This window comes from Streptococcus oralis Uo5 (assembly GCF_000253155.1).
GTDB lineage: Bacteria > Bacillota > Bacilli > Lactobacillales > Streptococcaceae > Streptococcus > Streptococcus oralis_L.
The window spans coordinates 1,308,851-1,334,536 of the sequence record NC_015291.1 but is presented as its reverse complement, the minus strand read 5'-3'; the positions used below and the strand labels follow the sequence as shown (position 1 = coordinate 1,334,536).

The window sequence follows — 25,686 nt, the reverse complement described above, 5'->3', positions numbered from 1 at the left end:
ATGTCTAAAATGAATGACTATATCCAACAAGAAACCATAACAGGAATTGTTCCCATGACCAATAAGGATCGTCAGTATTCTTTCTGGGATCTCTTTCTATCGACAAGTGGTTTTGCCATTGCTACTTGGTGTTATACCCAAGGGGCTTATGTAGCTCAATATTTGACCTTTAATCAAATGTTGGTAAATATTTTTAGCTTTAACATTATCTGGGTCTTTATTGAATGTCTCCCTATTTTGTTTGCAGTTAAGTATGGAATTGATTTGTGGATTTGGTTGAGAGCTGTTCTGGGAAAAAGAGGTGTAGCCTTGTTATCAACCATTATTAGCTTGGCTAACTTTGGATGGTATGCTGTTGCGGCCAATCTTTTTGCCAGTTCCATGATTCATTTGGCAAATAATTTTGGTCTTGGTTTGGACAAGGGAATATGGGCACCTATTCTTGGTACCCTCTGTGTTCTTCTTGGGACTCTCATTGCTCTTGGAGGCCCGGAAGTGATTAAATGGACCAATCGCTTCTTGGTTATCGCCTTATTGATTGTCGGTCTCATCATCGTTGGAATCTGCTTTGTCGCCGTTCCTATAACGGATATTATGAACATCCAACCAGCCACCCAAGGAGATTTGACGCCATTAGAACGCTTCATGCTCTCTGGAGAAGGAAATGTTGCCTTTGCTTTCTCTTGGTCTACACAGGCATTGGTTTTACCACGTTTAGCAAAATCAGAACGCAGTGGTTATTGGGCTACAGCCTTATCATACGGAGTTGTGGCTCCATTCTTCGTTGCGACAGGTGGAGTCATGGCTCTAGCCATGTTTGTCAAAACAGGCGTGTATGAAAGTGATCCAACAACCATGCTATCAACTCTAAGCACCCCAGCCTTTGCTCTCTTAAGTCTACTACTAGTAGCCTTTGCTAATATTGGAACCCAGGGGACAGGATCATACGTGAACTGTATGATTGTCAAAAGCGGGATGCCAAAAGTAAGCTATAAACTAATGGTTTGGATTGCCATGGTTTACGTGAGTCTACTCACTATCTGGGGAGGAGTAGAAGAGTATTTCGGATCCTTCATCTCCCTAGCAGCCTATATTCAGGGGCCAATTATTGGTATGATTGTTGTCGACTATTTTATCTTAAGAAAACGAAAACTCGACTTGCGTTCAGCCTATTTCCTTGAAGGGCATGACGCCTACGAATTTACTAAAGGATTTAACTTAGTTGGCTTGTCTTGCGTATTTATCTCCTTATTGGTAGCGGTACTATTTGTCTACAACCCTGTAACTGCACAAATTCAAAGTCCAATCTTTTTTAATTACAACGGGTAGCGGATTTACTGCGCTATTTGGTGGTCTACTATACTGGCTAGCCAGTCTTAGCCCACTGAAACGTTATATGATAAAAGATCGAGACACTGTTACTATTTAAGAAGAGAGGGGACTACGGTTCCCTCTTAATTTATACTGGCATTTTATGCAAATTTCTCAGATTATTCAAAATCTTGAAAAAGAGATGAAAGCGTTTGATAGATTTTCTAAGAAAGTGTATAATAAAAGTAGCAATATAGAAGGAGAAGTCTCATGGCAGTTAAAGATTTTATGACCCGTAAGGTAGTTTATATCAGTCCAGATACGACTGTAGCACACGCAGCAGATTTGATGCGCGAGCAAGGTTTGCACCGTTTACCTGTTATCGAAAACGATCAATTAGTCGGATTGGTAACAGAAGGAACCATCGCGGAAGCCAGCCCATCTAAAGCAACCAGTCTCTCTATCTATGAGATGAATTATCTTCTGAATAAAACCAAAGTAAAAGATGTAATGATTCGAGATGTCGTGACGGTTTCTGGCTATGCTAGTCTAGAAGATGCGACCTACCTGATGCTGAAAAATAAAATTGGGATATTGCCAGTCGTAGACAATCATCAGGTCTACGGCGTCATTACAGACCGCGATGTTTTTCAGGCTTTCTTGGAAATCGCTGGATACGGAGAAGAGGGGATTCGTGTTCGTTTCATTACAGAAAATGAAGTCGGAGTACTGGGAAAAATTGTAGCTCTAATTGTAGAAGAGGATTTAAATATTTCTCATACTGTCAACATTCCACGTAAGGATGGCAAGGTCGTCATCGAAGTTCAAATTGATGGAAAAATCGATTTGACTGCGTTAAAGGAAAAGTTTGAAAAAGAAGGAATTCAAGTGGAGGAGATCACTCATACCTCTGCTAAAGTCCTTTAAACAAGAGGCTTTAGAGCCTCTTTTCTTCTGCCATCAAAAGCGGTGAAAAGCAAAATATGGAAAGAAATGAGAGATTATGGTATAATAAAACGATATGAGAAGGAGTATCTATGGACATTTCAGAAATTCGTCAAAAAATTGACGCAAATCGTGAAAAATTAGCTTCTTTTAGGGGGTCTCTTTGACCTCGAAGGCTTAGAGGAAGAGATTGCCATCTTGGAAAACAAGATGACAGAACCTGATTTTTGGAACGATAATATCGCGGCCCAAAAAACGTCGCAAGAATTAAATGAATTAAAAAACACCTACAACACCTTCCGTAAAATGGAAGAGTTGCAGGATGAAGTTGAGATTTTATTGGACTTTTTAGCAGAAGACGAGTCAGTCCATGATGAACTGGTCGAACAGTTGACGGAATTGGATAAGATGATGACCAGCTACGAGATGACCCTTCTCTTGTCAGAACCTTATGACCATAATAATGCAATCTTGGAAATCCATCCAGGATCTGGTGGTACTGAGGCACAGGACTGGGGCGATATGTTGCTTCGTATGTATACTCGTTATGGAAATGCCAAAGGCTTTAAAGTAGAAGTCTTGGATTACCAGGCTGGTGATGAAGCAGGTATCAAGTCTGTGACCTTGTCTTTTGAAGGACCTAATGCTTATGGCCTACTTAAATCAGAAATGGGTGTTCACCGTTTGGTCCGTATTTCTCCATTTGACTCTGCCAAACGTCGCCATACTTCATTTACATCCGTAGAGGTTATGCCTGAGTTGGATGATACCATCGAAGTGGAGATTCGTGAAGATGATATCAAAATGGATACCTTCCGTTCAGGTGGTGCTGGTGGGCAAAACGTCAATAAGGTTTCAACAGGTGTGCGTTTGACACACATTCCTACGGGAACTGTCGTCCAATCAACGGTCGATCGTACCCAGTATGGAAATAGAGATCGTGCCATGAAGATGTTGCAGGCTAAGCTCTATCAAATGGAGCAAGAAAAGAAAGCTGCGGAAGTTGATTCCCTTAAAGGTGAGAAAAAAGAAATCACATGGGGAAGCCAAATCCGTTCTTATGTTTTCACGCCTTATACTATGGTAAAAGATCACCGTACAAGCTTTGAAGTTGCTCAGGTAGATAAGGTGATGGATGGAGACCTTGATGGTTTTATCGATGCCTACCTCAAGTGGCGAATCAGCTAAGATAGAAAGGAACTCATATGTCAATCATTGAAATGAGAGATGTTGTCAAAAAGTATGACAATGGAACGACTGCCCTGCGTGGAGTGTCTGTTACCATTGAACCAGGAGAGTTTGCCTATATCGTAGGACCTTCTGGGGCAGGTAAGTCAACCTTTATTCGAGCTTTATACCGAGAAGTAAAGATCGAAAAAGGAAGCCTAACAGTTGCAGGCTTTAATTTAGTTAAAATTAAGAAGAAAGATGTCCCACTGCTACGTCGTAGTGTTGGGGTAGTCTTTCAGGATTACAAACTCTTGCCTAAGAAGACTGTTTATGAGAATATTGCCTATGCAATGGAAGTAATCGGTGAGAGCCGTCGCAACATCAAAAAACGTGTTATGGAAGTATTGGACCTGGTTGGTTTGAAACATAAGGTTCGCTCTTTCCCTAATGAACTCTCAGGTGGAGAGCAGCAACGGATTGCGATTGCGCGTGCGATTGTCAACAATCCTAAAGTATTGATTGCCGATGAGCCAACAGGAAACTTGGACCCAGATAATTCATGGGAAATTATGAATCTGTTGGAACGCATCAATCTCCAAGGTACTACAGTATTGATGGCTACCCATAATAGTCAGATTGTAAACACCTTGCGCCACCGTGTCATTGCCATTGAAAATGGTCGTGTCGTTCGTGACGAAGCTAAAGGAGAATATGGATACGATGATTAGTAGATTTTTTCGCCATTTATTTGAATCATTAAAAAGTTTAAAACGAAATGGCTGGATGACAGTAGCAGCAGTGAGTTCGGTTATGATTACCTTGACCCTCGTTGCCCTGTTTGCATCTGTAATTTTTAATACAGCGAAACTGGCTACCGATATTGAAAACAACGTTCGGGTCATGGTATACATTCGTAAAGATGTAGCTGATAACAGTGAGACGATTGTAAAAGAAGGTCAGACAGTTACCAACAATGACTACCACAAGGTCTATGATGCTTTGAAAGCTATACCTGCTGTTAAGAGTGTTACCTTCTCAAGTAAAGAAGAACAGTACGAAAAACTGACGGAAACAATGGGTGACGATTGGAAGGTCTTTGAAGGGGATGCAAACCCTCTCTATGATGCTTATATCGTTGATACAAATTCTCCAAGTGATGTTAAAACGGTAGCTGAAGAAGCTAAGAAAATTGAGGGAGTATCAGAAGTTCAAGATGGTGGAGCCAACACTCAACGACTTTTTGAACTAGCTTCCTTTATCCGTGTTTGGGGATTGGTTATTGCAGGGCTTTTGATTTTTATCGCAGTCTTCCTTATTTCCAATACCATCCGTATCACCATTATTTCACGTAGTCGTGAGATTCAGATCATGCGTCTGGTAGGAGCGAGAAATGGCTATATCCGTGGTCCATTCTTGCTAGAAGGTGCTTTTATTGGCTTGTTTGGTGCAGCGATCCCTTCTGTTCTTGTTTTCTTTGTTTACAATATGGTCTATCAATCGGTCAATAAATCCTTGGTAGGTCAAAACTTGTCAATGATTACACCAGATGTGTTTATTCCTCTGATGACGGTCCTATTATTTATAATCGGAATTTTCATTGGTTCAATTGGTTCGGGGATTTCGATGCGTCGATTCTTGAAGATCTAGTTGGATTTAAATGCAAATTGCAGAACAAATCAGAAAAATAATACATATTTAAAAGAGAAGTTTTTGTAAACTTCTCTTTTTTAAAAATTTAAAAAATAGACAATTTTTTTATAAAAGCCTTTACAAAAAAAATAAAAGTGGTATAATTAATACATAACCAAATGCAAACGTTTTCGTAAAACGTTTGCCTAAATAAAATAAAGGAGATTTGAATGATGAAAGCTACATTCAAAAATGTCTTGTCTTTCGAATTTTGGCAAAAATTCGGTAAGGCTTTAATGGTGGTTATCGCCGTTATGCCAGCGGCGGGATTGATGATCTCAATCGGTAAATCAATCGTGATGATCGACCCAAACCTTGCTCCTCTAGTGATTACAGGTGGAATCCTTGAGCAAATTGGTTGGGGGGTTATCGGTAACCTTCATATCTTGTTTGCCCTTGCTATTGGGGGAAGCTGGGCAAAAGAACGTGCAGGTGGTGCATTTGCAGCCGGACTTGCCTTTATCTTGATTAACCGTATTACAGGTACTATCTTCGGTGTTACAGGTGATATGTTGAAAAACCCTGAAGCAATGGTTACGACCTTCTTTGGTGGTTCAATCAAGGTTGCTGACTACTTTATCAGCGTTCTTGAGGCACCAGCGCTTAACATGGGGGTTTTCGTAGGGATTATCTCTGGTTTTGTTGGAGCAACAGCTTATAACAAATACTACAACTTCCGTAAACTTCCTGATGCCCTTTCATTCTTCAATGGTAAACGTTTCGTACCATTCGTCGTTATTCTTCGTTCAACTATTGCTGCAATTCTACTTGCTGCCTTTTGGCCAGTAGTTCAAACAGGTATCAACAACTTTGGTATTTGGATTGCCAACTCACAAGAAACTGCTTCAGTCCTTGCACCATTCTTGTATGGTACTTTGGAACGTTTGCTCTTGCCATTCGGTCTTCACCACATGTTGACAATCCCAATGAACTACACAGCTCTTGGTGGAACATACGAAGTGTTAACTGGTGCAGCAAAAGGAACACAAGTATTTGGTCAAGATCCACTTTGGCTTGCATGGGTAACTGACCTTGTTAACCTTAAAGGTTCAAATGCTGACCAATACCAACACCTTCTTACAACAGTCACTCCAGCTCGTTTCAAAGTTGGACAAATGATCGGTTCATTTGGTATCTTGATGGGTGTCATCGTTGCTATCTACCGCAATGTTGATGCTGACAAGAAACACCAATACAAGGGTATGATGATTGCAACAGCTCTTGCAACATTCTTGACAGGGGTTACTGAACCAATCGAGTACATGTTCATGTTCATCGCGACTCCTCTTTACCTTGTATACTCACTAGTTCAAGGTGCTGCCTTTGCTATGGCAGATATTGTTCACCTTCGTGTCCACTCATTCGGTTCAATTGAATTCTTGACTCGTACACCATTGGCAATTAATGCTGGTATTGGTATGGATATCGTTAACTTTATCTGGGTAACTGTTCTCTTTGCGGTTATCATGTACTTCATTGCCAACTTCATGATCAAGAAATTCAACTACGCAACTCCAGGACGTAACGGAAACTACGAAACAGCTGAAGGAGCATCAGAAGAAGCAGCTCCTGGAACTCCAAAAGTTGCAGCAGCTTCTCAAGCCGTAAATATCATTAACCTTCTTGGTGGTCGTGCAAATATCGTAGATGTGGATGCATGTATGACTCGTCTTCGTGTAACTGTTAAAGATGCAGATCGCGTTGGTACTGAGGAACAATGGAAAGCAGAAGGAGCTATGGGTCTTGTCATGAAAGGACAAGGTGTCCAAGCTATCTACGGACCAAAAGCTGACGTATTGAAATCTGATATCCAAGATATTCTTGACTCAGGTGAAATTATTCCTGAAACTCTTCCAAGCCAAATGACGGAAAACCAACAAAATACTGTACACTACAAAGGTGTAACTGAAGAAGTTTACTCAGTAGCTGACGGTCAAGTTGTTGCTTTGGAACAAGTGGAAGATCCAGTTTTTGCTCAAAAAATGATGGGTGATGGATTTGCAGTAGAACCAGCAAATGGTAACATTGTATCTCCAGTTACTGGTACTGTATCAAGTATCTTCCCAACAAAACACGCTCTTGGTCTTGTCACTGACTCAGGTCTTGAAGTGCTTGTTCATATTGGTTTGGATACAGTAAGTCTTGAAGGAAAACCATTTACGGTTCATGTCTCTGAAGGACAAAAAGTGGCTGCTGGTGATCTTCTTGTTACAGCTGACTTGGATGCTATTCGAGAAGCAGAACGCAAAACATCAACAGTGGTTGTCTTCACAAATGGTGATGTCCTCAAATCAGTTAAATTAGAACAAACAGGTTCTCTTGCAGCTAAAACAGCAGTTGCTAAAGTAGAATTGTAATATACTTGGGGTTGGAAGCTGTTTTCCAACCTCTTGTTTTAGGAGAAAAGCATGAAATTTCTAACACTCAATACTCACAGTTGGATGGAGAAGGAAGCAGAGGAAAAATTCCAAATCTTACTCCGAGACATTCTCGATAAGGACTATGATTTGATTTGTTTCCAAGAAATTAATCAAGAAATGACTTCGCCTGAGGTAGAGGTTAACAATCACTATCAAGCTTTACCATCAGCAGAACCCATTCATCAGGATCACTATGTCCGACTTCTGGTCGAAAAATTGGCTGAGAAAGGGAAAAACTACTACTGGACTTGGGCTTACAATCATATTGGCTATGACCGCTACCATGAAGGCGTAGCAATCTTATCCAAAACACCTATTAAGGCGCGTGAGATTTTGGTATCAGATGTAGATGATCCAACGGACTACCATACTCGCCGTGTTGCTTTGGCTGAGACAGAGGTTGAAGGTAAGGAACTTGCTCTTGCAAGCGTTCATCTCTCTTGGTGGGATAAAGGTTTCCAAGAAGAATGGGCACGATTTGAGGCTGTACTAAAAGAGTTGAACAAACCTCTGATTTTAGCAGGTGATTTTAATAATCCAGCTGGTCAGGAAGGCTATCAAGCGATTTTAGCTAGCCCATTAGGATTACAAGACGCGTTTGAAGTTGCGAAAGAAAGAAGTGGTAGCTATACCGTTCCACCAGAAATTGATGGCTGGAAAGGCAATACGGAGCCACTACGAATCGATTACGTCTTTACGACCAAAGAGTTAGAAGTAGAGAGTTTACAAGTAGTTTTTGATGGCCAAAATAGTCCACAAGTCAGTGATCATTATGGTTTGAATGCTGTATTGACCTGGAAATAATGAAAGAGGTTGGAATCAGAGGTTCCAACCTTTTAAGCTACTTGAATCTTTACTACAGAACTGAGACTCAAATAGGACTACTGCAATAGGACAAAATATGGTATAATTGAAAGGATAGAATCGAGGATAGTATGTCATTTAAGAAATTTCAATTTAAAAATTATATAGTAGAAGCCTTGGAGGAGTTAAAATTTACAACTCCGACAGAGGTACAAGAAAAATTAATCCCTATTGTACTGGCAGGTCGTGACTTGGTGGGTGAATCCAAAACAGGTTCAGGAAAGACTCATACTTTCTTACTACCCATTTTTCAGCAATTAGATGAAACTAGCGATAGTGTGCAAGCGGTCATTACTGCACCAAGTCGTGAGTTGGCTACTCAGATCTACCAAGCAGCCCGTCAGATTGCAGCTCACTCAGATGTCGAAGTTCGTGTGGTTAATTATGTGGGTGGTACGGATAAGGCGCGTCAGATTGAAAAACTTGCCAGCAACCAACCACATATTGTTATCGGAACGCCAGGTCGCATCTATGACTTGGTCAAATCTGGTGATTTGGCTATTCACAAGGCCAAGACCTTTGTAATTGATGAAGCCGATATGACCTTGGATATGGGATTCTTGGAAACCGTTGATAAGATTGCAGGGAGCCTTCCAAAAGACTTGCAATTCATGGTCTTTTCAGCGACGATTCCTCAAAAATTGCAACCGTTCTTGAAAAAATACTTGTCAAATCCTGTTATGGAAAAAATCAAGACTAAAACAGTTATCTCAGATACCATTGATAATTGGTTGATTTCGACCAAGGGCCGCGACAAGAATGCTCAAATTTACCAGCTGACTCAGTTGATGCAGCCTTATTTAGCAATGATTTTTGTTAACACAAAAACGCGTGCTGATGAGTTACATGCCTACTTGACTGCTCAAGGATTGAAGGTAGCTAAGATTCATGGAGATATTGCTCCTCGTGAACGCAAGCGGATCATGAACCAGGTGAAAAATCTGGATTTTGAGTACATTGTCGCAACGGACTTGGCAGCGCGTGGAATTGATATTGAAGGGGTCAGCCATGTTATCAATGATGCCATTCCGCAAGACTTGTCCTTCTTTGTTCACCGTGTTGGACGTACTGGACGCAATGGTCTTCCTGGTACAGCTATTACCCTTTACCAGCCTAGTGATGACTCGGATATCCGTGAGTTGGAGAAATTAGGGATCAAGTTTACTCCTAAGATGGTCAAAGACGGAGAGTTTCAAGATACCTATGACCGTGATCGTCGTGCTAATCGTGAAAAGAAGCAGGATAAGCTTGATATCGAAATGATTGGCTTGGTTAAAAAGAAAAAGAAAAAAGTCAAACCTGGCTATAAGAAGAAGATTCAATGGGCGGTGGATGAAAAACGCCGCAAAACCAAGCGTGCTGAAAATCGCGCACGTGGGCGTGCAGAGCGAAAAGCCAAACGCCAAACATTTTAAAAACTCAGTAGAATCACCTGATTCTACTGAGTTTTTATTTCCGGAAATATTCAAAGGAGATAATAATTATATATTTTAAATAATTTTTGATATAAAACAGTAATTGCTTTAAAACCTTTTTTAGAGCAATATTTTATTGAAATCATAAAGGAAAAAAATTGAAAACTATACAAAATTGTGTTATCATACTATAAAACAATCGGATTATATCATTTGATCCGTGAAAAGAAAAGGGGACTTCTATGGATAAATCATTTATGAAACAACAACGTTTTTCATTCCGTAAAATGAAAGTTGGGTTGGCTTCTGTAGCAATTTTGTTTGCTTTTGCTCAGGTCGGACAAGTGTCTGCAGATGAAACAACACAACCGGCATCTACTTCAGCTGAAACAGTAAAGAAAACCGAAGCAAATAAATCGGCAGTCGAAGCTGCTGTAGCAGAAATTAAAGCTGATGAGGCGAAACCAGTCGTTAACCAATCAGATGCAAAACCTGGAGAACTTGTTGATGTTTCTAAGAAGGTTTCACCTATTGACGTGAAAGAACGCCAAGAAGGTGATCAAAAGATTCATGAAGAAACTGCAACAGTTGAAGTCACAAAGACAGAAGTGGCACCTGTAAAAAGTGAAGAACTTCCTGCTCCAAAGACTGAAACAACTGAGAGTACAGTGAGTGGGAAAGATGAAGATGGAAATTCTTATACCCAATATGAACGTGTTGATAAAACAACTACAGTCGAAATCAAGAAAGCGACAAGAACGATTTCAAAATCTAACTCTGCCGATATCGTTTTTGTTGTTGACCGTTCAGCATCTATGTCTCGAACTATTGACACTGTCCGTAACAATATCAATGAGTTTGCAAGAAATCTTGCTAAAGATGGAGTAGCAGCACGTTTTGGATTAGCTACCTTTAGTGATGAAGTATATGGACGTATAGGTGGATTAGCAGATGAGGGTACAATTTTAACAAAATTTAATGAATCTTATTTTACCTCTGACCCAGCTGAGCTTGAAAAAGCCTTAGCAGGCATTAAGCTTGCACATGGTGGAGACTTCCCTGAAACATCTACACCTACTCTTACACAAATTGTTTCAACCTACGACTGGTCTAAGTCACCTAAAAATAAAAAGTTTGTCGTATTGTTGACAGATGCTCCAATGAAGGAGGATCCTTCAATTCCAACGATGGCGAATACTCTTGCGTCTTTGAAAGCCGCAAAAATCGAAAGAATTGTTGCAACTTCGACAGGGACCGATATTAGCTATAAAGATTTTGTATCTGAAGGTCGATTAATGAATATTAATCGTAACTTGGCTGATTCTTTAACTAAGGATGCAACTACATGGATTGTTGAAACTGTGACTGAAGGACACAATTACAAGGTAACGAAAGATAATTACCAATTTTACCTAGAACGTCGTACAACACTACCTGTTGCTCAGACAGGAAGTGCGACTCCAACTACCACAGTTCCAGTAGCTACAGCTTATAAAAAAGAAGTGGCGAAACTCCCTGATACAGGAAGTAATGATACAGCGAACTATGGTATTGTGGGACTTGGCCTCCTAATGGCTGGACTTGGCTTAACTGTAAGCAATAGAAAGTCTAAGGAACAGTAAGCCTAACTGGAAGATTGTTTGTTAAAACATTGTGAGGAAAAAGCAGACGAAAAAATAGGTAGTTTGTAAACGAAGTATGCAGATAAACATAGGTATGATCTTCTGTATTATGGAGTACAAGCCAAATTATTATGCCGAGAAAAGAGCCGTAAGGTTCTTTTTTTGATTTAGAGAAAATACTGCAAAAAAAAGTAAAAAGTGGTATAATGATAAGGTTATATAGTCCCGATAAGATGGTAGGTATTCATTACTAGTAGTTTTCCTATCAGTACTTTGTAACTCTATAACAATATTTTTTAAGGGGGGGACATTTTTATGTCAGAACGTAAATTATTCACGTCTGAATCTGTATCTGAGGGGCATCCGGATAAGATTGCAGACCAAATTTCAGATGCGATTTTGGATGCTATTTTAGCAAAGGATCCAGATGCGCACGTTGCTGCCGAGACAGCTGTATACACAGGTTCGGTCCATGTTTTTGGTGAAATTTCTACACATGCTTATGTAGATATTAACCGAGTGGTTCGTGATACCATTGCAGAGATTGGTTATACCAATACAGAGTATGGTTTTTCTGCGGAGACGGTGGGAGTTCATCCGTCACTTGTTGAGCAGTCACCAGATATCGCCCAAGGTGTTAACGAAGCCTTGGAAGTTCGTGGAAATGCAGATCAAGATCCACTGGACTTGATTGGTGCTGGTGACCAAGGTCTTATGTTTGGATTTGCGGTGGATGAGACAGAAGAACTCATGCCTTTACCAATCTCACTTAGCCACAAGTTGGTTCGTCGTTTGGCAGAACTTCGTAAGTCTGGTGAAATCAGCTATCTCCGTCCAGATGCTAAATCACAAGTTACGGTTGAGTATGATGAAAATGACCGTCCAGTACGGGTGGATACAGTCGTTATTTCAACTCAGCACGACCCAGAAGTTAGCAATGAACAAATTCACAATGATGTGATTAACAAGGTTATCAAAGAAGTAATTCCAGCATCTTACTTGGATGAGCAGACAAAATTCTTCATCAATCCAACTGGTCGCTTTGTAATCGGTGGACCTCAAGGGGACTCAGGCTTGACTGGTCGTAAGATCATCGTGGATACCTATGGTGGCTACTCTCGTCATGGTGGAGGTGCCTTCTCTGGTAAGGATGCGACGAAGGTGGACCGTTCAGCCTCTTATGCAGCTCGCTACATTGCCAAGAACATCGTTGCAGCAGGTCTTGCTAAGAAGGCAGAAGTACAATTGGCCTATGCCATCGGGGTGGCGCAGCCTGTTTCTGTTCGTATCGATACTTTTGGTACAGGAACAGTAGCTGAAAGCAAGCTTGAAAAAGCAGCGCGTCAAATCTTTGACCTTCGCCCTGCAGGAATTATTCAAATGCTGGATCTCAAACGCCCAATTTACCGTCAAACAGCGGCTTATGGACACATGGGACGTACAGATATTGACCTTCCATGGGAACGTTTGGATAAGGTAGATGCATTAAAAGAAGCTGTGAAATAAAACTAAAAGATTGGTAGCTGTGCACTACCAATCTTTTTTGCAAAAGAAAACCAGCTTTTGGCTGGTTTTCTTATTTTACAGGGATTGAAATCTCAATCAATTTATCTGAATAAAGCGTCTTGATATTGGCTTCATCAATGCTTCCTTTGTCGATTTTACGTTTCAAGAAGAAGTCTTGGATGGTTTCGATTTCAGGTTCACGAATAGCACGGTGTTTGTTGGAAATGAGGATTTCATAGTGAAGCGGGGCTTGTGTGAAAACTACATCTGTGTTTCCAGCAGAATAGACCTCGACAAGAGTTGCGTCTGTGCTTTCTAATTGGCTTTTAACAAGTTGCGAGTGTGAGTTTGTCGTATTGATAAGCTTCATAACAGTTCCTCCGATTTTCTAACTCTATTATAGCACTTTTTGGATAAAATCGTGTATTTTAGCCAATTCCATGCTGGATTTTCCAAGCTTCAATTCCCCATTTATGGCTACCACGTTTGAGTTTTTCAATTGCTTCATCAATAGGAAACCAAGCAATATGATTAAAATCTTCCAATGGTTTTTGTACTTCTTGGAAAGAAATAGCTTCATAGAGATAAGCTGGATTGTAGTAGTAGGTATCACGGTGGCGAGAGTAGAAATACTCATCAGCTTGACCATAATAGGTTCCAATCTCAGCTGTAAAGCCAAGTTCTTCGATTAGTTCTCTCTTCAGTGCTTCTTGATGATCTTCGCCTGCTTCAATCTCTCCACCTGGCAAGAACCAAGCACCATTGGGGGCTTGAACTAGGACAATTTGTTTTTTCTCCGCATCCGGAATAATTGCGTACACACCATAGCGGGGCTGGTAGGTCACATTCTCTTTTTTATCACCATAAGTTGGGTTTGCCATTGCATTTTCCTCATTCTCTAGTATCTTTATTATTATCATAATGGACGAGGGGCAAGCTGTCAAGAATAAACCAACGAACTGATGCAGAAAAAGCTACTTTGTCTTGATCAATCCTTGTCTAGTTAAACTTTCCAACCCTAGCACTATAACTGGTATAATAAAAGAGAGGTGATTATATGGCAGAATCAAGACTATTTCGTATCCTATATCTACTTTTAGAAAAAGGCAGTACAACGGCTCCTGAATTAGCTCGATTATTTGAAGTATCTGTACGAACGATTTATCGCGATATTGAGCGGTTGAGTATGGCGGGAATCCCTCTATATTCAGTACCTGGAAAGACGGGCGGAATCTTTTTAATGAAGGACTTTGTTCTGGATCGTACTCTCGTGTCGGAGGATGAAAAATTAGAACTTCTATCAGCTTTGCAAGGAATTCAAGCCCTGACAAATGACAGGCAAGATATGTTACTTGAAAAGTTGGAATCTATTTTTCAAGTTTCTACCAGCCCTTGGATAGAAGTAGACTTGACTGACTGGAGGAAGCGAGAAGGTCAAAAAGAATTATTTGATAATATTAAACATGCTATTCTAGAGAAAAGGCAACTGGTGATTACTTATCTAGGTGGGTGTGGTCAGAAAACGATTCGTACAGTCGAGCCCTTTAGACTCGTATTTAAAAAGAGAGATTGGTACCTTCATGCCTACTGTTGTTTGAAAGAAGAGTGGCGTTTTTTCAAATTGTCTAGAATTAGGAATTATCACCTAACAACTGAAACTGTGAAGCAGAAAAATGTGGAGGATTGGGTTGATGGTTCAGATCAAGTGGTACATCAAATCGAAGTTTCCTTGAAGTTTAGTCCCAAGCTTGCTTTCCGGGTTTATGAAGATTTTTCAGAAGATGAGATTAGCTTGGGGAAAGATGGGTGTTATTATGTCAAGACAGTCCTACCAGAGCATGAAAGTCTGTATACTTACCTCCTGTCTTATCTAGATGGGGTAGAAATACTCGCCCCCAATCATCTGAAGAAGGAATTGCTTTCTAGAGTAGAAAAAATCCAAAATCTTTACAAACCTTGACAAAAGATGTCAGGGATTTGGTGCTATACTAGAGATAGAAAGGAGAAGAACCAAATGAAGTACGAATGGAGAAAAGAAGCAAAAAATCTTTATCAAGTGAAAGCTAGGCCCAGCATCCTGCAGGTACCAGGTCAATCCTATATCGTGATTGATGGTAAAGGTGATCCAAATCAAGAAGATTTTTCAGAACGCGTAGGGGCCTTATATGCCTTGGCCTATGCGATAAAGATGAAGTATAAAAAAGCTCCTCTGGATGAGGTTTACATTGATTTTACTGTCTTTCCTTTAGAAGGTGTATGGAAAAAGGAGAAGGAGGGAGAACTGGTAAAAAGTGAGCTTTCTTATAGCATTATGATTGGGCAACCCGATTTTATTACGAGAGAACTATTTGAAAAAGCTTTGGAAGAGGTCAAAATCAAGAAGCCAAATCTTCTTTATGAAGCTATTCGTTTTGAAATGATAGAAGAAGGCCAAAGTCTTGCTATGCTTCATGTAGGACCTTTTGATACTGAAAATGAGACTTTTGCAGAGATGGAGCATTTTTGTCAACTTCATAAACTCAAAAGAACTTCGGAAGTCCACCGGGAAATTTATCTCAATAACCTTCATCGAACGGAGCCAAGCAAATTGAAAACAATTCTTCGCTATCAAGTTCAAGAAGAGAATTAAAAAAAGAACAGGAAATCTTGTTTCCTGTTCTTTTTATGAGATTTATTCTTCTATTTCAGAAGCAATCTCTTCTGTTTTCTCAGTTTTTTTGGCAGATTTGATTTGAATATTGCCATTGCTTGTCATAACTGCCTTGAGGGTTTTCTCACTTGGATTTTCAAGGTAGAAGTCAGTGATGGCATCCTCGATATAGTCTTGAATGGTGCGGCGGAGTGGGCGCGCCCCCATTTTTGGATCATAACCTAGGTCAACCAACTTTTCCTTGACCTTGTCTGTCACATCGAGGTGGATATTGTTGCTAGAGAGGCGTTTGTTGACATCCGCTAGCATGAGTTCGACGATTTGGAGAAGATTGTCCTTGCTGAGAGGTTTAAATTCGATGATGCCATCAAAACGGTTCATAAACTCTGGACTAAAGAAGTTGCCGAGTTCACCGAGAACAGAGTTGGTTCGACCTTCACGAGCTGCCCCAAAACCAACGCTGGCTTCGGCCTTACCAGTACCCGCATTTGAGGTCATGATAATGATAGCATCCTTAAAGCTAACTGTTCGTCCTTGCCCATCTGTCAAACGACCATCGTCCAAGACTTGAAGGAACATGTGCATCACATCTGGATGGGCTTTTTCAACTTCATCGAGAAGGATGAGTGAGTAAGGATTGCGACGAACTTTTTCCGTTAACTGACCCGCTTCATCGTAGCCAACATAACCTGGAGGGGCACCGACTAATTTAGCCACACTGTGTTTTTCCATGTATTCACTCATATCAAAGCGAATCATGCTGTCAGCAGAGCCAAAGAGCTCAATGGCTAGTTGTTTGGAAAGTTCTGTTTTACCGACACCAGTTGGTCCGACAAAGAGGAAGCTTCCGATTGGCCGGTTAGGAGTTCCAAGTCCAACACGATTACGACGGATAGCCTTGGCAATCTTATCCACAGCTTCATCTTGACCAATGACATGAGCTTTGAGGTCGTCTGCTAGATGGATAAGCTGAGACTGTTCTTTTTCTTTGAGTTCTCCAACAGGGATATTGGTTTTCTGCTCAATGATATGCTCAATGGTTTTCTCGCTAATGATAGGAGTATCCTGGTCAGTCACCTTGTTTTTCTGCATTTCCTTGTACTTGGCAATCTGATCGCGGAAATAGGCAGCCTTTTCAAAGTCTTCCTCTCGAGTAGCTTGAGCCTTGAGATTCTCAGCTTCAATTAAACGCTGATCAATCACTTTAGGATCAACAAAGTTCAGTGTCAGGTTCATCTTAGAACCAGCTTCATCTAACAGGTCAATAGCCTTGTCTGGCAAGAAGCGGTCTTGGATATAGCGATTGGAAAGATTTGCAGCAGCTTTGATAGCAGCGTCTGTGTACTTGACGTGATGGTAGTCTTCGTATTTTTTTTGAACCCCTTTGAGGATGGTAATGGTTTCTTCGACAGTTGGTTCATCTACCTTGACAGGCTGCATACGGCGTTCGAGGGCAGCATCTTTTTCAATGATACGGTATTCATTGAGAGTAGTGGCACCGACCAATTGCAGTTCACCACGGGCAAGGGCAGGTTTGAGGATATTACCTGCATCCATATTGCCATCACCAGCAGATCCTGCACCGACAATTTCATGGATTTCATCGATAAAGAGAATGATATCCTCACGTTTGCGTATCTCTTCCATGAGCTTTTGCATACGCTCTTCAAATTGGCCTCGGATACCTGTTCCTTGAACTAGGCTGACCACATCCAAACGGATGACTTGCTTGCCTTGGAGTTTATGGGGAACATCACCATCAACGATTTTTTGAGCCAGACCTTCAACAACGGCTGTTTTACCAACACCTGGTTCACCGATAAGGACAGGATTGTTTTTGGTTCGACGGTTGAGGATTTCGATAACGCGGATAATCTCCTCATCTCGACCGATAACAGGGTCAATATCTCCCCGACGAGCAATCTCAGTAATATTGATACCATATTCCTCTAAGAGTCCTCTTTCTTGGCTGGGAGGTGTTTGAAGTGAGCCGCGGTTTTGAGGCCCATAACCACCGTTTCCTCCGTATCCCCCACCAGATTGAGTTGGAGGGACGTTATTAGAAGAAGGTTTGAAATTGTTCAAATCATTGAAAAAGTCGCCGAAGGGATCAAAGTCATGATTATTTAAGTCAGTCATTCCTTTAAAAAGGGTATTATTTGGATCTGTTTTGATAATTTTATAGCAATTTTGACAGAGATCAATTTGCTTTTGCTGTCCATTGATATTGGTATACAGATGAATTGTTGAGTCGTTAATTTTACAGTTTTGACAGAGCATACATCTACCTCATTTCATTCATATTCTTGGCCTAAGAAAAAAGGTCAAAAATAGTCAAAGTTTTATACTCTCATTATAGCATGATTAAGGTGTAAAGCAAGTAAAAAGATTGGGAAGTGGTCGTTTTTAAAAGAAGGATTTATAGAGAATTAAGCGACTTGAAGGTAAGAAAAAATCCCATTTGTGGTGACAAAAAGGATTCTCATTCATCGGGCCTTACTGCCCGTTGTTTTTATATTAGTAAAGGAGTTCGTAGATCTCCATTGCAATCAAATCAATGCTATCAAAAGTATAAGTTTCACGAGCCTCTACATCGCGAAGGGTGAAGAGTGATCCGTTTTCTTCGTCGTGGCTGTATGCAACTTCTGCGACAACAACACCTTCACGTTCAAAATTACGTTTTAGATTTCCACCATCTTTTGTCATTGCTTCTAGGCGGTTAATGATTCTAACCAAATGTGATTCCATTTTGATTCTCCTCCATTTCTTATCGTTTCTATTTTACCATAAACAAGAGGTAGTTGACTAGAAAAAAACTGTGATTTCTCTCTATTTCTCTGTTCTAACAAGTTAATTGTTAAAATTAGGGAAAAAGGATTGCATTTTAATTCAATTCATGTTATAATAATACAATCCAATGCATAGAAAGTTGATTGAATATGAATTTCTCTTTTTTACCAAAGTATTTACCGTATTTTAACTATGGTGCTCTGATTACCGTATTGATTTCCATCCTTGTCGTCTGCTTAGGGACTATTATAGGTGTGTTACTGGCCTTCGCCCAACGTTCACGCTTTAAACCGCTCGTTTGGTTTGCAAATGTGTATGTTTGGATCTTCCGTGGAACTCCGATGATGGTTCAGATTATGATTGCCTTTGCTCTTATGCATATCAATGCTCCGACTATCCAAGTGGGAATTTTAGGAGTTGATCTTTCTCGTTTGATTCCTGGTATTCTGATTATTTCTATGAATAGTGGAGCTTACGTTTCAGAAACTGTTCGTGCGGGGATCAATGCGGTTCCTAAAGGGCAGTTAGAGGCCGCATACTCTCTTGGAATTCGTCCGAAAAATGCCATGCGTTATGTCATTTTGCCACAAGCTATCAAGAATATTCTTCCAGCGCTGGGAAATGAATTTATCACCATTATTAAGGATAGTTCCCTCTTGTCTGCGATTGGGGTGATGGAGTTGTGGAATGGTGCAACGACTGTGGCAACAACAACTTATTTACCGTTGACTCCCCTTTTATTTGCAGCCTTTTACTATTTGATTATGACCTCTGTTTTGACAGTGGCGTTGAAAGCATTTGAAAAACATATTGGACAAGGAGACAAGAAATAATGACAGAAACCTTGATTAAAATTGAAGAACTACATAAGTCTTTTGGGAAAAATGAAGTTTTAAAGGGAATCAACCTTGAAATTAAACGAGGAGAAGTTGTGGTCATTATCGGACCGTCAGGGAGCGGGAAGTCAACTCTCCTTCGTTCGATGAATCTCCTTGAAGAAGCAAGTAAAGGTAAGGTTATCTTTGAAGGAGTTGATATCACTGACAAGAAAAATGACCTTTTTGCTATGCGTGAAAAGATGGGCATGGTATTTCAACAATTCAACCTCTTTCCCAATATGACAGTGATGGAAAATATCACTTTGTCACCAATTAAAACCAAAGGTGAAAGCAAGGAAGTTGCGGAGAAAAGAGCACAGGAACTGTTAGAAAAAGTTGGCTTACCAGATAAGGCAACGGCCTATCCTCAGAGTTTGTCAGGTGGACAGCAACAACGGATTGCTATTGCACGTGGACTTGCTATGGAACCAGATGTTTTGCTCTTTGATGAGCCGACTTCAGCCTTAGACCCTGAGATGGTTGGAGAAGTTCTAGCTGTTATGCAAGACCTCGCTAAATCAGGGATGACTATGGTGATTGTGACGCATGAAATGGGCTTTGCGCGTGAGGTAGCAGACCGTGTTATCTTTATGGCGGATGGAGTTGTTGTCGAAGATGGAACTCCAGAAGAGATTTTCGATCAAACAAAAGAACAACGGACCAAGGAATTTTTAAGTAAGGTTTTGTAATACCTCATTTTTAGAAGAAATGGAGTAGGCATCATGGCTTCCAGTAAAGAATATTTAGATTTTATTCTCGAACAGCTATCAGAGCTAGAGGAGATGAGTTATCGTCCAATGATGGGAGAGTATATCCTTTATTATCGTGGAAAGATTATTGGAGGAATCTATGATAATCGTCTGTTACTGAAGCCTGTGAAGGTGGTCATGGATCAACTGGGACAGACTAGGTTTGAACGTCCTTATGAAGGAGCAAAAGAGATGATTTTGATAGAAGACACTGAAGATAAGTCATTTCTAGTGAGATTAATCAAGGATATGTATGAAGTCTTACCAGCTCCAAAAGTTAAAAAGAAAGCATAACAAATTTACCTAGTATAAATAGGCATAAAAGCTCGATAAGAGCTTTTTCTTATAGTTTCAGACTATAAGGTCCATTAGTCAAGAAGTGTTAGGATGGCGAGTTATTTTTTGATATAATAGAGGATATTTGATAGAAAAGAGAAGAGGTATGGCACAGATTATTGATGGGAAGGCTCTTGCAGCTAAGTTACAAGGACAGTTGGCTGAAAAGACGGCCAAACTAAAAGAAGAAACAGGTTTAGTTCCAGGATTGGTGGTGATTTTGGTGGGGGACAATCCTGCCAGCCAAGTCTACGTTCGCAATAAGGAACGGTCAGCCCTTGCTGCTGGCTTCCGTAGTGAAGTAGTGCGAGTTCCAAAGACCATTACCCAAGCGGAATTATTAGACTTGATTGCCAAATACAATCAAGATCCAGCTTGGCATGGGATTTTGGTCCAGTTGCCTTTACCAAAACATATTGACGAAGAGGCAGTTTTATTAGCTATTGACCCCGAAAAAGACGTGGATGGTTTCCATCCCCTAAACATGGGTCGCCTCTGGTCTGGTCATCCAGTTATGATTCCTTCGACACCTGCAGGAATTATGGAAATGTTTCATGAATATGGGATTGATCTAGAAGGTAAAAATGCAGTTGTCATCGGTCGTTCCAATATCGTTGGAAAACCGATGGCTCAGCTTCTTTTGGCTAAAAATGCGACTGTGACTTTGACTCACTCACGCACCCATCATCTTGCCAAGGTGGCTGCTAAGGCAGATATTCTGGTGGTTGCAATCGGTCGCGCTAAGTTTGTGACTGCTGACTTTGTCAAACCAGGAGCGGTTGTCATTGACGTTGGGATGAACCGAGATGAAAACGGCAAGCTTTGTGGAGATGTTGATTATGATGCGGTTGCACCACTTGCTAGTCACATCACACCTGTACCTGGTGGAGTTGGACCTATGACTATTACCATGCTAATGGAGCAAACCTATCAGGCAGCGCTTCGAACACTAAACAAGGACTAGGAAGATGAAATTCGTATTTGACCTGGATGGAACGCTATCTTTTGACTACATGACCATTGATGAGGAGATTAAGCAGGTTCTTTTAAAGGCTGAAGATTATGGGCATGAGCTTGTGTTTGCCTCGGCTCGCTCTTATCGGGATTGCTTGGGTTTATTAGGCCCTGAACTCAGTCAGCGATTGGTCATAGGTTTGAATGGTGGCGTAGCCTATCATTTGGGGAAGGCTATCTTCGAAAGGAATCTCGATGCTAGAGTTTATCAGGCGCTAGTGGATTATTGCCAGACCTACAATCTCCCTTTTTTTGCAGATGATTGCTTTGACTATAGTGGTCAGATTGTGGAGAAGATTCCATTTTTCTCCAGTGTGGACCCCCTAAAGGTTGCTCGTCATCAGAAACTCGAGGACTTGGGTACTCCGATTAAGGTAGTCGTTTATATGGGGGACCATGAGGATTTGCTTGATGACCTGCTTGGTCAGTTAGAAAGACTGGAGCTGGCTCATCTATCCTATCATGCGCATGAAAAGTGCCTTTATGTCAACCCCTTAGATACTCATAAGGCGACAACTGTTGAAAAATTATGCGGAGAGAATTTCATTGCTTTTGGAAATGACCAAAACGATATTGAACTGTTCAAAACATCTCTCTATTCAGTCCAGATAGGTAATTTTGCTGGACTTACTCCATATGCAGATGAAACGTTAGAGCTAAAAGGAGTTCCTTCTCCAGCAGTAGCAGCCAAAATCTTACAGACTTTTGCGGAATTTAAGGGAAAATAGTGTAGAAGGAGGTCTGAACCTCCTTTTGTAGTATAATGGAGTGAGAGGGAAAAAACGATGAAAGTGATTGATCAATATTTATTAGAAAAAGTCATTATTGAACGTTCTCGTCACAGCCATAAGGGAGATTACGGTCGCCTGCTCTTGCTAGGAGGAACTTATCCATATGGGGGAGCTATCATCATGTCAGCTTTTGCAGCTGTCAAAAGTGGGGCAGGTTTGGTGACTGTTGGCACGGATAAGGAGAATATTCCGGCTCTGCACAGTCATCTACCTGAGACCATGGCATTTTCTCTTCAAGATCAGCAATTGTTAAAAGAGCAGTTGGAAAAGGCAGAAGTTGTCTTGTTAGGTCCGGGTTTGCGAGAGGATGCATTTGGAGAAGAACTCGTAAAACGGGTCTGTGACAGTCTCAGAAAAGAGCAGATTTTGATTGTAGATGGTGGTGCTTTGGGCATCTTAGCAAACGGCCAGTTACCATTCCCTTCCAGTCAGCTCATCCTAACTCCCCACCAAAAGGAATGGGAAAGACTGTCTGGTATAGTTCTTGACCATCAAAATACAGAGGCGACTGCTAGGGCTCTTTCTGCTTTTCCTCAAGGGACGATTTTAGTCGAGAAGGGTCCAGCGACTCGTATCTGGCAAGCTGGTCAGTCTGAATATTATCAGTTAGAGGTTGGAGGTCCCTATCAAGCAACAGGTGGGATGGGAGATACTCTGGCTGGGATGATTGCAGGTTTTGCAGGTCAGTTTGACCAAGTCAGCCTCTATGAGAGAGTGGTGGCAGCAACTCACCTTCATTCAGCTATTGCGCAAGAACTTGCTCAAGAAAACTACCTTGTCTTGCCAACAGAAATTAGCAAGCTACTCCCAAAAACAATGAAAAAAATATCTCAAAAAGGCAACTAATATCTTGGTTGTCTTTTTATGTTGATGTAGCTTTGTTGATAAGGTTTTCAAATACCTCAGAACCAGCGACCAACTGCTGAACTTGCGTGAAATTCTCTCTTTTAAGGTCTTGATTTTTAGTCAAACTCGCAATTAAAGCGAGATTGTTATCAAAGTTGAGGGGTGTCAAATCATGCTTTTTTTGATATAATTTTTAATGATGAATGCGAGAAATGATCGGTATGTGGTCGTTGATTTAGAGGCGACCAGCACCGGAAGCAAGGCAAAAATTATTCAAGTAGGCATTGTGGTGATTGAGAATGGTGACATCATCGATCAGTATGCGACTGATGTCAATCCTCACGAACCCTTGGATTCTCATATCAAAGAATTAACAGGTCTGACCGATCAACGTTTGGCTGCGGCACCAGAATTTTCTCAGGTGGCTGGAAAAATTTTTGAATTGGTTAAGGACGGTATTTTTGTTGCGCACAATGTACAGTTTGATGCCAACCTTCTTGCGGAATTTCTCTTTTTTGAAGGATATGAATTGCGTACACCGCGGGTAGATACTGTTGAGCTAGCCCAAGTTCTATATCCTCAGTTTGAAAAATACAATCTAGGTATCCTTTGTCAAGAGTTGGGCATTGAGCTGGAACATGCCCATACTGCCCTGTCAGATGCTCAGGCAACAGCTGAACTCTTGCTTTACATGCGTCAAAAACTATTTGAGTTACCAAAAGGGCTCTTAGAAAGTTTGTTAAAACTTGCAGACAACCTTCTCTATGAAAGTTATCTGGTGATTGAGGAGGCCTATCAGCAACAATCTCTCTTGTCTTCGCCAGACTTGATGGAACTTCATGGGCTTTTCTTGAGAAAGGAAAGTCGAGCCTTAGTCCCACGAAAGTTATCCAAAGACTTTGCTAAAAACATTTCTTTATTGGGGCTGGAGGAGCGTCCACAACAGCTGGAATTTGCGGAGAAGGTTGAGCACTTATTGGAAGAAGACCAGACATCCTTTATCCAAGCTCAAACGGGACTGGGCAAGACTTATGGTTATCTCCTCCCAGCTTTGAACTTGGAGAGTCAAGCAGGTATCCTAGTGAGTGTTCCGACCAAAATTCTTCAAAATCAAATCATGCAAGAAGAAGGTCAGCACTTAAAAGAGGTCTTCCATCTGGAAATTCATAGTCTAAAGGGGCCTCAAAATTACTTGAAATTGGATGCCTTTCACCAAGTCCTCCATCGACCGGAGTCCAATCGCCTTTTCACACGTTTTAAAATGCAACTGCTCATCTGGTTAACAGAGACAGAGACTGGTGACTTGGACGAAATCGGGCAGCTTTATCGCTACCAGCACTTTCTGCCGGAACTAGTCCACGATGGTAAGCTTTCAAAGAAAAGTTTATTTGCTACAGAGGATTTTTGGAAACGAGGGCAGGAAAAGGCCAAGACCAGTCGCGTTCTTCTGACCAATCATGCCTATCTGGTCACTCGTTTGGAAGACAATCCAGAGTTTGTCGACAACCGTTTGGTGATCTTGGATGAAGCTCAAAAAATGCTGCTAGCCCTTGAAAATCTAGCCCAGCAGGCTTACCGCCTTGAGGAACTTGTAACTCAAATTGAAAAGTCCTTGGAGTCAGAGGAAGATTTGGTTCAGAAACGTTTGCTTGAGAGTATCGGTTTTGAATGTCGTTACTTGATGGAGCACTATCAGTCAGGTCTGAAGAATGGAAAGTGGTTGGATTCTCTTGAACAGTTGCGCCAGCATTTTTCGGAGTTAGCTCTCCCAGAGTATCGAGAGCTTGCAAACTTTTTCACCTCGGACCGTGAATTTTGGCTTGCTACAGCAGAGAAATCGAGCAAGGATGTCTTGATTTGTTCAAGTAAAAAAGGCCGCTTTATACTAGCAGACTTATTGCCAGAAGATTGTAGACTTCTAGGAGTATCGGCCACTCTTGAAATTAGCAATCGGGTTTCCTTAGCAGATTTACTGGGATTCCCAGATGCTCCACTTGTTAGGCTTGATGTAGCAAAGCAGGAGCAACAAGAAGTCTATCTAATTGATGACTTTCCTCTCGTTACAGAAGTTTCGCCTTTTGATTATGCTAGTGAAGTGGCTTCTGTCATTCGAAGCTTACAAGCCTTTCAAGAACCCTTATTGGTCTTGTTTACCTCAAAAGAAATGTTGCTGGCAGTTTCGGACCTGCTCGACCAACCGCATCTAGCTCAGTATAAAAATGGGGAACCAAGCCAACTGAAAAAACGTTTTGAAAAAGGTGAACGCCAGATCTTGCTTGGAACAGGTAGTTTCTGGGAAGGGGTTGATTTTTCAACCCATCCTTGCGTGATTCAAGTGATTCCGAGATTGCCTTTCCAAAATCCCCAAGAACCGTTAACCAAAAAATTAAATCAGGAACTGCGTCAAGAAGGGAAAAATCCCTTCTATGATTATCAGTTACCGATGGCGATCATTCGACTAAAACAAGCCCTGGGCCGTACTGTTAGACGATCTAATCAAGGTTCGGTTGCTCTAATCTTAGACAGTCGTGTCGTCAGCAAGCGTTACGGCAAACAAATCGCTCAGGCCTTGTCAAAAGAAAGGGCTGTTCAGGTTCTTTCTAGAGAACAGCTAGAGCCTGCTGTAGCTGATTTTCTCCAATCTCGTCGCAATAGAATGAAAGAAAAATCCAAGAAAGAGAAAAGGTAAA

The 25,686-nt window shown here is 41.0% G+C and carries 22 protein-coding genes and 1 pseudogene; 19 read left to right on the top strand and 4 right to left on the bottom strand.

Features of this window, described 5'->3' with window-relative positions:
• The 10 genes and pseudogenes from SOR_RS06700 (at nucleotide 1) to metK (ending at nucleotide 12,942) form a co-directional block, all read left to right on the top strand.
• Nucleotides 1-1,429: pseudogene (locus SOR_RS06700) on the top strand (cytosine permease).
• Nucleotides 1,430-1,581: 152 nt separating this feature from the next.
• Nucleotides 1,582-2,238 carry a CBS domain-containing protein gene (locus SOR_RS06695; protein WP_000268644.1) on the top strand — a complete coding sequence of 219 codons (657 nt, stop codon included), beginning with the start codon at nucleotides 1,582-1,584 and terminating at the stop codon, nucleotides 2,236-2,238.
• Nucleotides 2,239-2,348: 110 nt separating this feature from the next.
• Nucleotides 2,349-3,444 (top strand): peptide chain release factor 2 gene (gene prfB / locus SOR_RS06685; protein ID WP_096753628.1). Its coding sequence is split into 2 segments (ribosomal slippage): nucleotides 2,349-2,420 and nucleotides 2,422-3,444, totalling 1,095 coding nucleotides; the frame shifts between segments, so codons are not numbered across the junction.
• 17 nt (nucleotides 3,445-3,461) lie between these two features.
• Nucleotides 3,462-4,154, top strand: a complete 693-nt coding sequence (ftsE, locus tag SOR_RS06680; RefSeq protein WP_000022275.1) for a cell division ATP-binding protein FtsE — start codon at nucleotides 3,462-3,464, stop codon at nucleotides 4,152-4,154.
• A complete protein-coding gene (ftsX, locus tag SOR_RS06675; RefSeq protein WP_000625566.1) occupies nucleotides 4,147-5,073 on the top strand; it encodes a permease-like cell division protein FtsX in 927 nt (308 codons plus the stop codon). The genes ftsE and ftsX overlap by 8 nt, the downstream gene beginning before the upstream one ends.
• A 212-nt stretch (nucleotides 5,074-5,285) precedes the next feature.
• Complete coding sequence (locus tag SOR_RS06670; RefSeq protein WP_000973829.1) at nucleotides 5,286-7,472, top strand: PTS transporter subunit IIBC; 2,187 nt, start codon at nucleotides 5,286-5,288, stop codon at nucleotides 7,470-7,472.
• A gap of 51 nt (nucleotides 7,473-7,523) precedes the next feature.
• Complete coding sequence (locus tag SOR_RS06665) at nucleotides 7,524-8,339, top strand: endonuclease/exonuclease/phosphatase family protein (RefSeq protein WP_000670852.1); 816 nt, start codon at nucleotides 7,524-7,526, stop codon at nucleotides 8,337-8,339.
• A 131-nt stretch (nucleotides 8,340-8,470) separates the two neighbouring features.
• Nucleotides 8,471-9,814, top strand: coding sequence for a DEAD/DEAH box helicase (locus tag SOR_RS06660; protein ID WP_008284610.1), 1,344 nt, complete (start codon nucleotides 8,471-8,473; stop codon nucleotides 9,812-9,814).
• A gap of 242 nt (nucleotides 9,815-10,056) precedes the next feature.
• Complete coding sequence (locus tag SOR_RS06655; RefSeq protein WP_000361432.1) at nucleotides 10,057-11,436, top strand: VWA domain-containing protein; 1,380 nt, start codon at nucleotides 10,057-10,059, stop codon at nucleotides 11,434-11,436.
• Between the two features lie 315 nt (nucleotides 11,437-11,751).
• A complete protein-coding gene (metK, locus tag SOR_RS06650; RefSeq protein WP_000003912.1) occupies nucleotides 11,752-12,942 on the top strand; it encodes a methionine adenosyltransferase in 1,191 nt (396 codons plus the stop codon).
• Nucleotides 12,943-13,012: 70 nt separating this feature from the next.
• On the opposite strand, the gene SOR_RS06645 is transcribed toward metK, so the two are convergent.
• A complete protein-coding gene (locus SOR_RS06645) occupies nucleotides 13,013-13,312 on the bottom strand; it encodes a DUF1827 family protein (RefSeq protein WP_000767208.1) in 300 nt (99 codons plus the stop codon).
• A gap of 58 nt (nucleotides 13,313-13,370) precedes the next feature.
• Nucleotides 13,371-13,823, bottom strand: a complete 453-nt coding sequence (locus SOR_RS06640) for an NUDIX hydrolase (protein ID WP_000013174.1) — start codon at nucleotides 13,821-13,823, stop codon at nucleotides 13,371-13,373.
• 176 nt (nucleotides 13,824-13,999) lie between these two features.
• On the opposite strand from SOR_RS06640, the gene SOR_RS06635 reads away from it, so the two are divergent.
• Both SOR_RS06635 and SOR_RS06630 read left to right on the top strand, forming a co-directional pair.
• Entirely contained in the window at nucleotides 14,000-14,902 is a 903-nt protein-coding gene (locus tag SOR_RS06635) for a helix-turn-helix transcriptional regulator (RefSeq protein ID WP_000841079.1), read from the top strand.
• A 54-nt stretch (nucleotides 14,903-14,956) separates the two neighbouring features.
• On the top strand, nucleotides 14,957-15,571 hold the full coding sequence (locus SOR_RS06630) for a GyrI-like domain-containing protein (protein WP_000873102.1): 615 nt from the start codon (nucleotides 14,957-14,959) through the stop codon (nucleotides 15,569-15,571).
• Nucleotides 15,572-15,613: 42 nt separating this feature from the next.
• On the opposite strand, the gene SOR_RS06625 is transcribed toward SOR_RS06630, so the two are convergent.
• Nucleotides 15,614-17,872, bottom strand: a complete 2,259-nt coding sequence (locus tag SOR_RS06625) for an ATP-dependent Clp protease ATP-binding subunit (protein WP_000882484.1) — start codon at nucleotides 17,870-17,872, stop codon at nucleotides 15,614-15,616.
• 237 nt (nucleotides 17,873-18,109) lie between these two features.
• Nucleotides 18,110-18,340 carry a DUF1797 family protein gene (locus SOR_RS06620; RefSeq protein ID WP_000443577.1) on the bottom strand — a complete coding sequence of 77 codons (231 nt, stop codon included), beginning with the start codon at nucleotides 18,338-18,340 and terminating at the stop codon, nucleotides 18,110-18,112.
• Between the two features lie 191 nt (nucleotides 18,341-18,531).
• Between SOR_RS06620 and SOR_RS06615 the strand changes: the two genes are divergently transcribed.
• The 7 genes from SOR_RS06615 (at nucleotide 18,532) to SOR_RS06585 (ending at nucleotide 25,685) form a co-directional block, all read left to right on the top strand.
• Nucleotides 18,532-19,215 (top strand): amino acid ABC transporter permease, encoded by a 684-nt coding sequence (locus SOR_RS06615; RefSeq protein ID WP_001011622.1) that lies wholly within the window; start codon nucleotides 18,532-18,534, stop codon nucleotides 19,213-19,215.
• A complete protein-coding gene (locus SOR_RS06610) occupies nucleotides 19,215-19,949 on the top strand; it encodes an amino acid ABC transporter ATP-binding protein (protein WP_000140925.1) in 735 nt (244 codons plus the stop codon). Before SOR_RS06615 ends, SOR_RS06610 begins: the two co-directional genes overlap by 1 nt.
• 33 nt (nucleotides 19,950-19,982) lie before the next feature.
• Entirely contained in the window at nucleotides 19,983-20,303 is a 321-nt protein-coding gene (locus SOR_RS06605) for a TfoX/Sxy family protein (RefSeq protein ID WP_000168533.1), read from the top strand.
• A gap of 148 nt (nucleotides 20,304-20,451) precedes the next feature.
• Nucleotides 20,452-21,309 carry a bifunctional methylenetetrahydrofolate dehydrogenase/methenyltetrahydrofolate cyclohydrolase gene (locus tag SOR_RS06600; RefSeq protein ID WP_000057233.1) on the top strand — a complete coding sequence of 286 codons (858 nt, stop codon included), beginning with the start codon at nucleotides 20,452-20,454 and terminating at the stop codon, nucleotides 21,307-21,309.
• A 4-nt stretch (nucleotides 21,310-21,313) separates the two neighbouring features.
• A complete protein-coding gene (locus tag SOR_RS06595; protein ID WP_000673608.1) occupies nucleotides 21,314-22,087 on the top strand; it encodes an HAD hydrolase family protein in 774 nt (257 codons plus the stop codon).
• Nucleotides 22,088-22,144: 57 nt separating this feature from the next.
• Nucleotides 22,145-22,996, top strand: coding sequence for an NAD(P)H-hydrate dehydratase (locus SOR_RS06590; RefSeq protein ID WP_000863097.1), 852 nt, complete (start codon nucleotides 22,145-22,147; stop codon nucleotides 22,994-22,996).
• A 199-nt stretch (nucleotides 22,997-23,195) separates the two neighbouring features.
• Complete coding sequence (locus SOR_RS06585) at nucleotides 23,196-25,685, top strand: bifunctional DnaQ family exonuclease/ATP-dependent helicase (protein WP_041170865.1); 2,490 nt, start codon at nucleotides 23,196-23,198, stop codon at nucleotides 25,683-25,685.
• Nucleotide 25,686: the final 1 nt, after the last annotated feature.

Excerpts from the sequence above, each read along its gene's own strand:
- SOR_RS06590 (WP_000863097.1), top strand. The coding sequence starts at position 22,145 with ATGAAAGTGATTGATCAATATTTATTAGAAAAAGTCATTATTGAACGT.
- SOR_RS06640 (WP_000013174.1), bottom strand. The coding sequence starts at position 13,823 with ATGGCAAACCCAACTTATGGTGATAAAAAAGAGAATGTGACCTACCAG.
- SOR_RS06620 (WP_000443577.1), bottom strand. The coding sequence starts at position 18,340 with ATGGAATCACATTTGGTTAGAATCATTAACCGCCTAGAAGCAATGACA.
- SOR_RS06610 (WP_000140925.1), top strand. The coding sequence starts at position 19,215 with ATGACAGAAACCTTGATTAAAATTGAAGAACTACATAAGTCTTTTGGG.
- SOR_RS06665 (WP_000670852.1), top strand. The coding sequence starts at position 7,524 with ATGAAATTTCTAACACTCAATACTCACAGTTGGATGGAGAAGGAAGCA.
- SOR_RS06660 (WP_008284610.1), top strand. The coding sequence starts at position 8,471 with ATGTCATTTAAGAAATTTCAATTTAAAAATTATATAGTAGAAGCCTTG.
- SOR_RS06655 (WP_000361432.1), top strand. The coding sequence starts at position 10,057 with ATGGATAAATCATTTATGAAACAACAACGTTTTTCATTCCGTAAAATG.
- SOR_RS06600 (WP_000057233.1), top strand. The coding sequence starts at position 20,452 with ATGGCACAGATTATTGATGGGAAGGCTCTTGCAGCTAAGTTACAAGGA.
- SOR_RS06615 (WP_001011622.1), top strand. The coding sequence starts at position 18,532 with ATGAATTTCTCTTTTTTACCAAAGTATTTACCGTATTTTAACTATGGT.
- SOR_RS06625 (WP_000882484.1), bottom strand. The coding sequence starts at position 17,872 with ATGCTCTGTCAAAACTGTAAAATTAACGACTCAACAATTCATCTGTAT.
- SOR_RS06605 (WP_000168533.1), top strand. The coding sequence starts at position 19,983 with ATGGCTTCCAGTAAAGAATATTTAGATTTTATTCTCGAACAGCTATCA.
- SOR_RS06635 (WP_000841079.1), top strand. The coding sequence starts at position 14,000 with ATGGCAGAATCAAGACTATTTCGTATCCTATATCTACTTTTAGAAAAA.
- SOR_RS06645 (WP_000767208.1), bottom strand. The coding sequence starts at position 13,312 with ATGAAGCTTATCAATACGACAAACTCACACTCGCAACTTGTTAAAAGC.
- ftsE (WP_000022275.1), top strand. The coding sequence starts at position 3,462 with ATGTCAATCATTGAAATGAGAGATGTTGTCAAAAAGTATGACAATGGA.
- SOR_RS06670 (WP_000973829.1), top strand. The coding sequence starts at position 5,286 with ATGATGAAAGCTACATTCAAAAATGTCTTGTCTTTCGAATTTTGGCAA.
- SOR_RS06595 (WP_000673608.1), top strand. The coding sequence starts at position 21,314 with ATGAAATTCGTATTTGACCTGGATGGAACGCTATCTTTTGACTACATG.
- SOR_RS06695 (WP_000268644.1), top strand. The coding sequence starts at position 1,582 with ATGGCAGTTAAAGATTTTATGACCCGTAAGGTAGTTTATATCAGTCCA.
- SOR_RS06630 (WP_000873102.1), top strand. The coding sequence starts at position 14,957 with ATGAAGTACGAATGGAGAAAAGAAGCAAAAAATCTTTATCAAGTGAAA.
- metK (WP_000003912.1), top strand. The coding sequence starts at position 11,752 with ATGTCAGAACGTAAATTATTCACGTCTGAATCTGTATCTGAGGGGCAT.
- ftsX (WP_000625566.1), top strand. The coding sequence starts at position 4,147 with ATGATTAGTAGATTTTTTCGCCATTTATTTGAATCATTAAAAAGTTTA.
- SOR_RS06585 (WP_041170865.1), top strand. The coding sequence starts at position 23,196 with ATGAATGCGAGAAATGATCGGTATGTGGTCGTTGATTTAGAGGCGACC.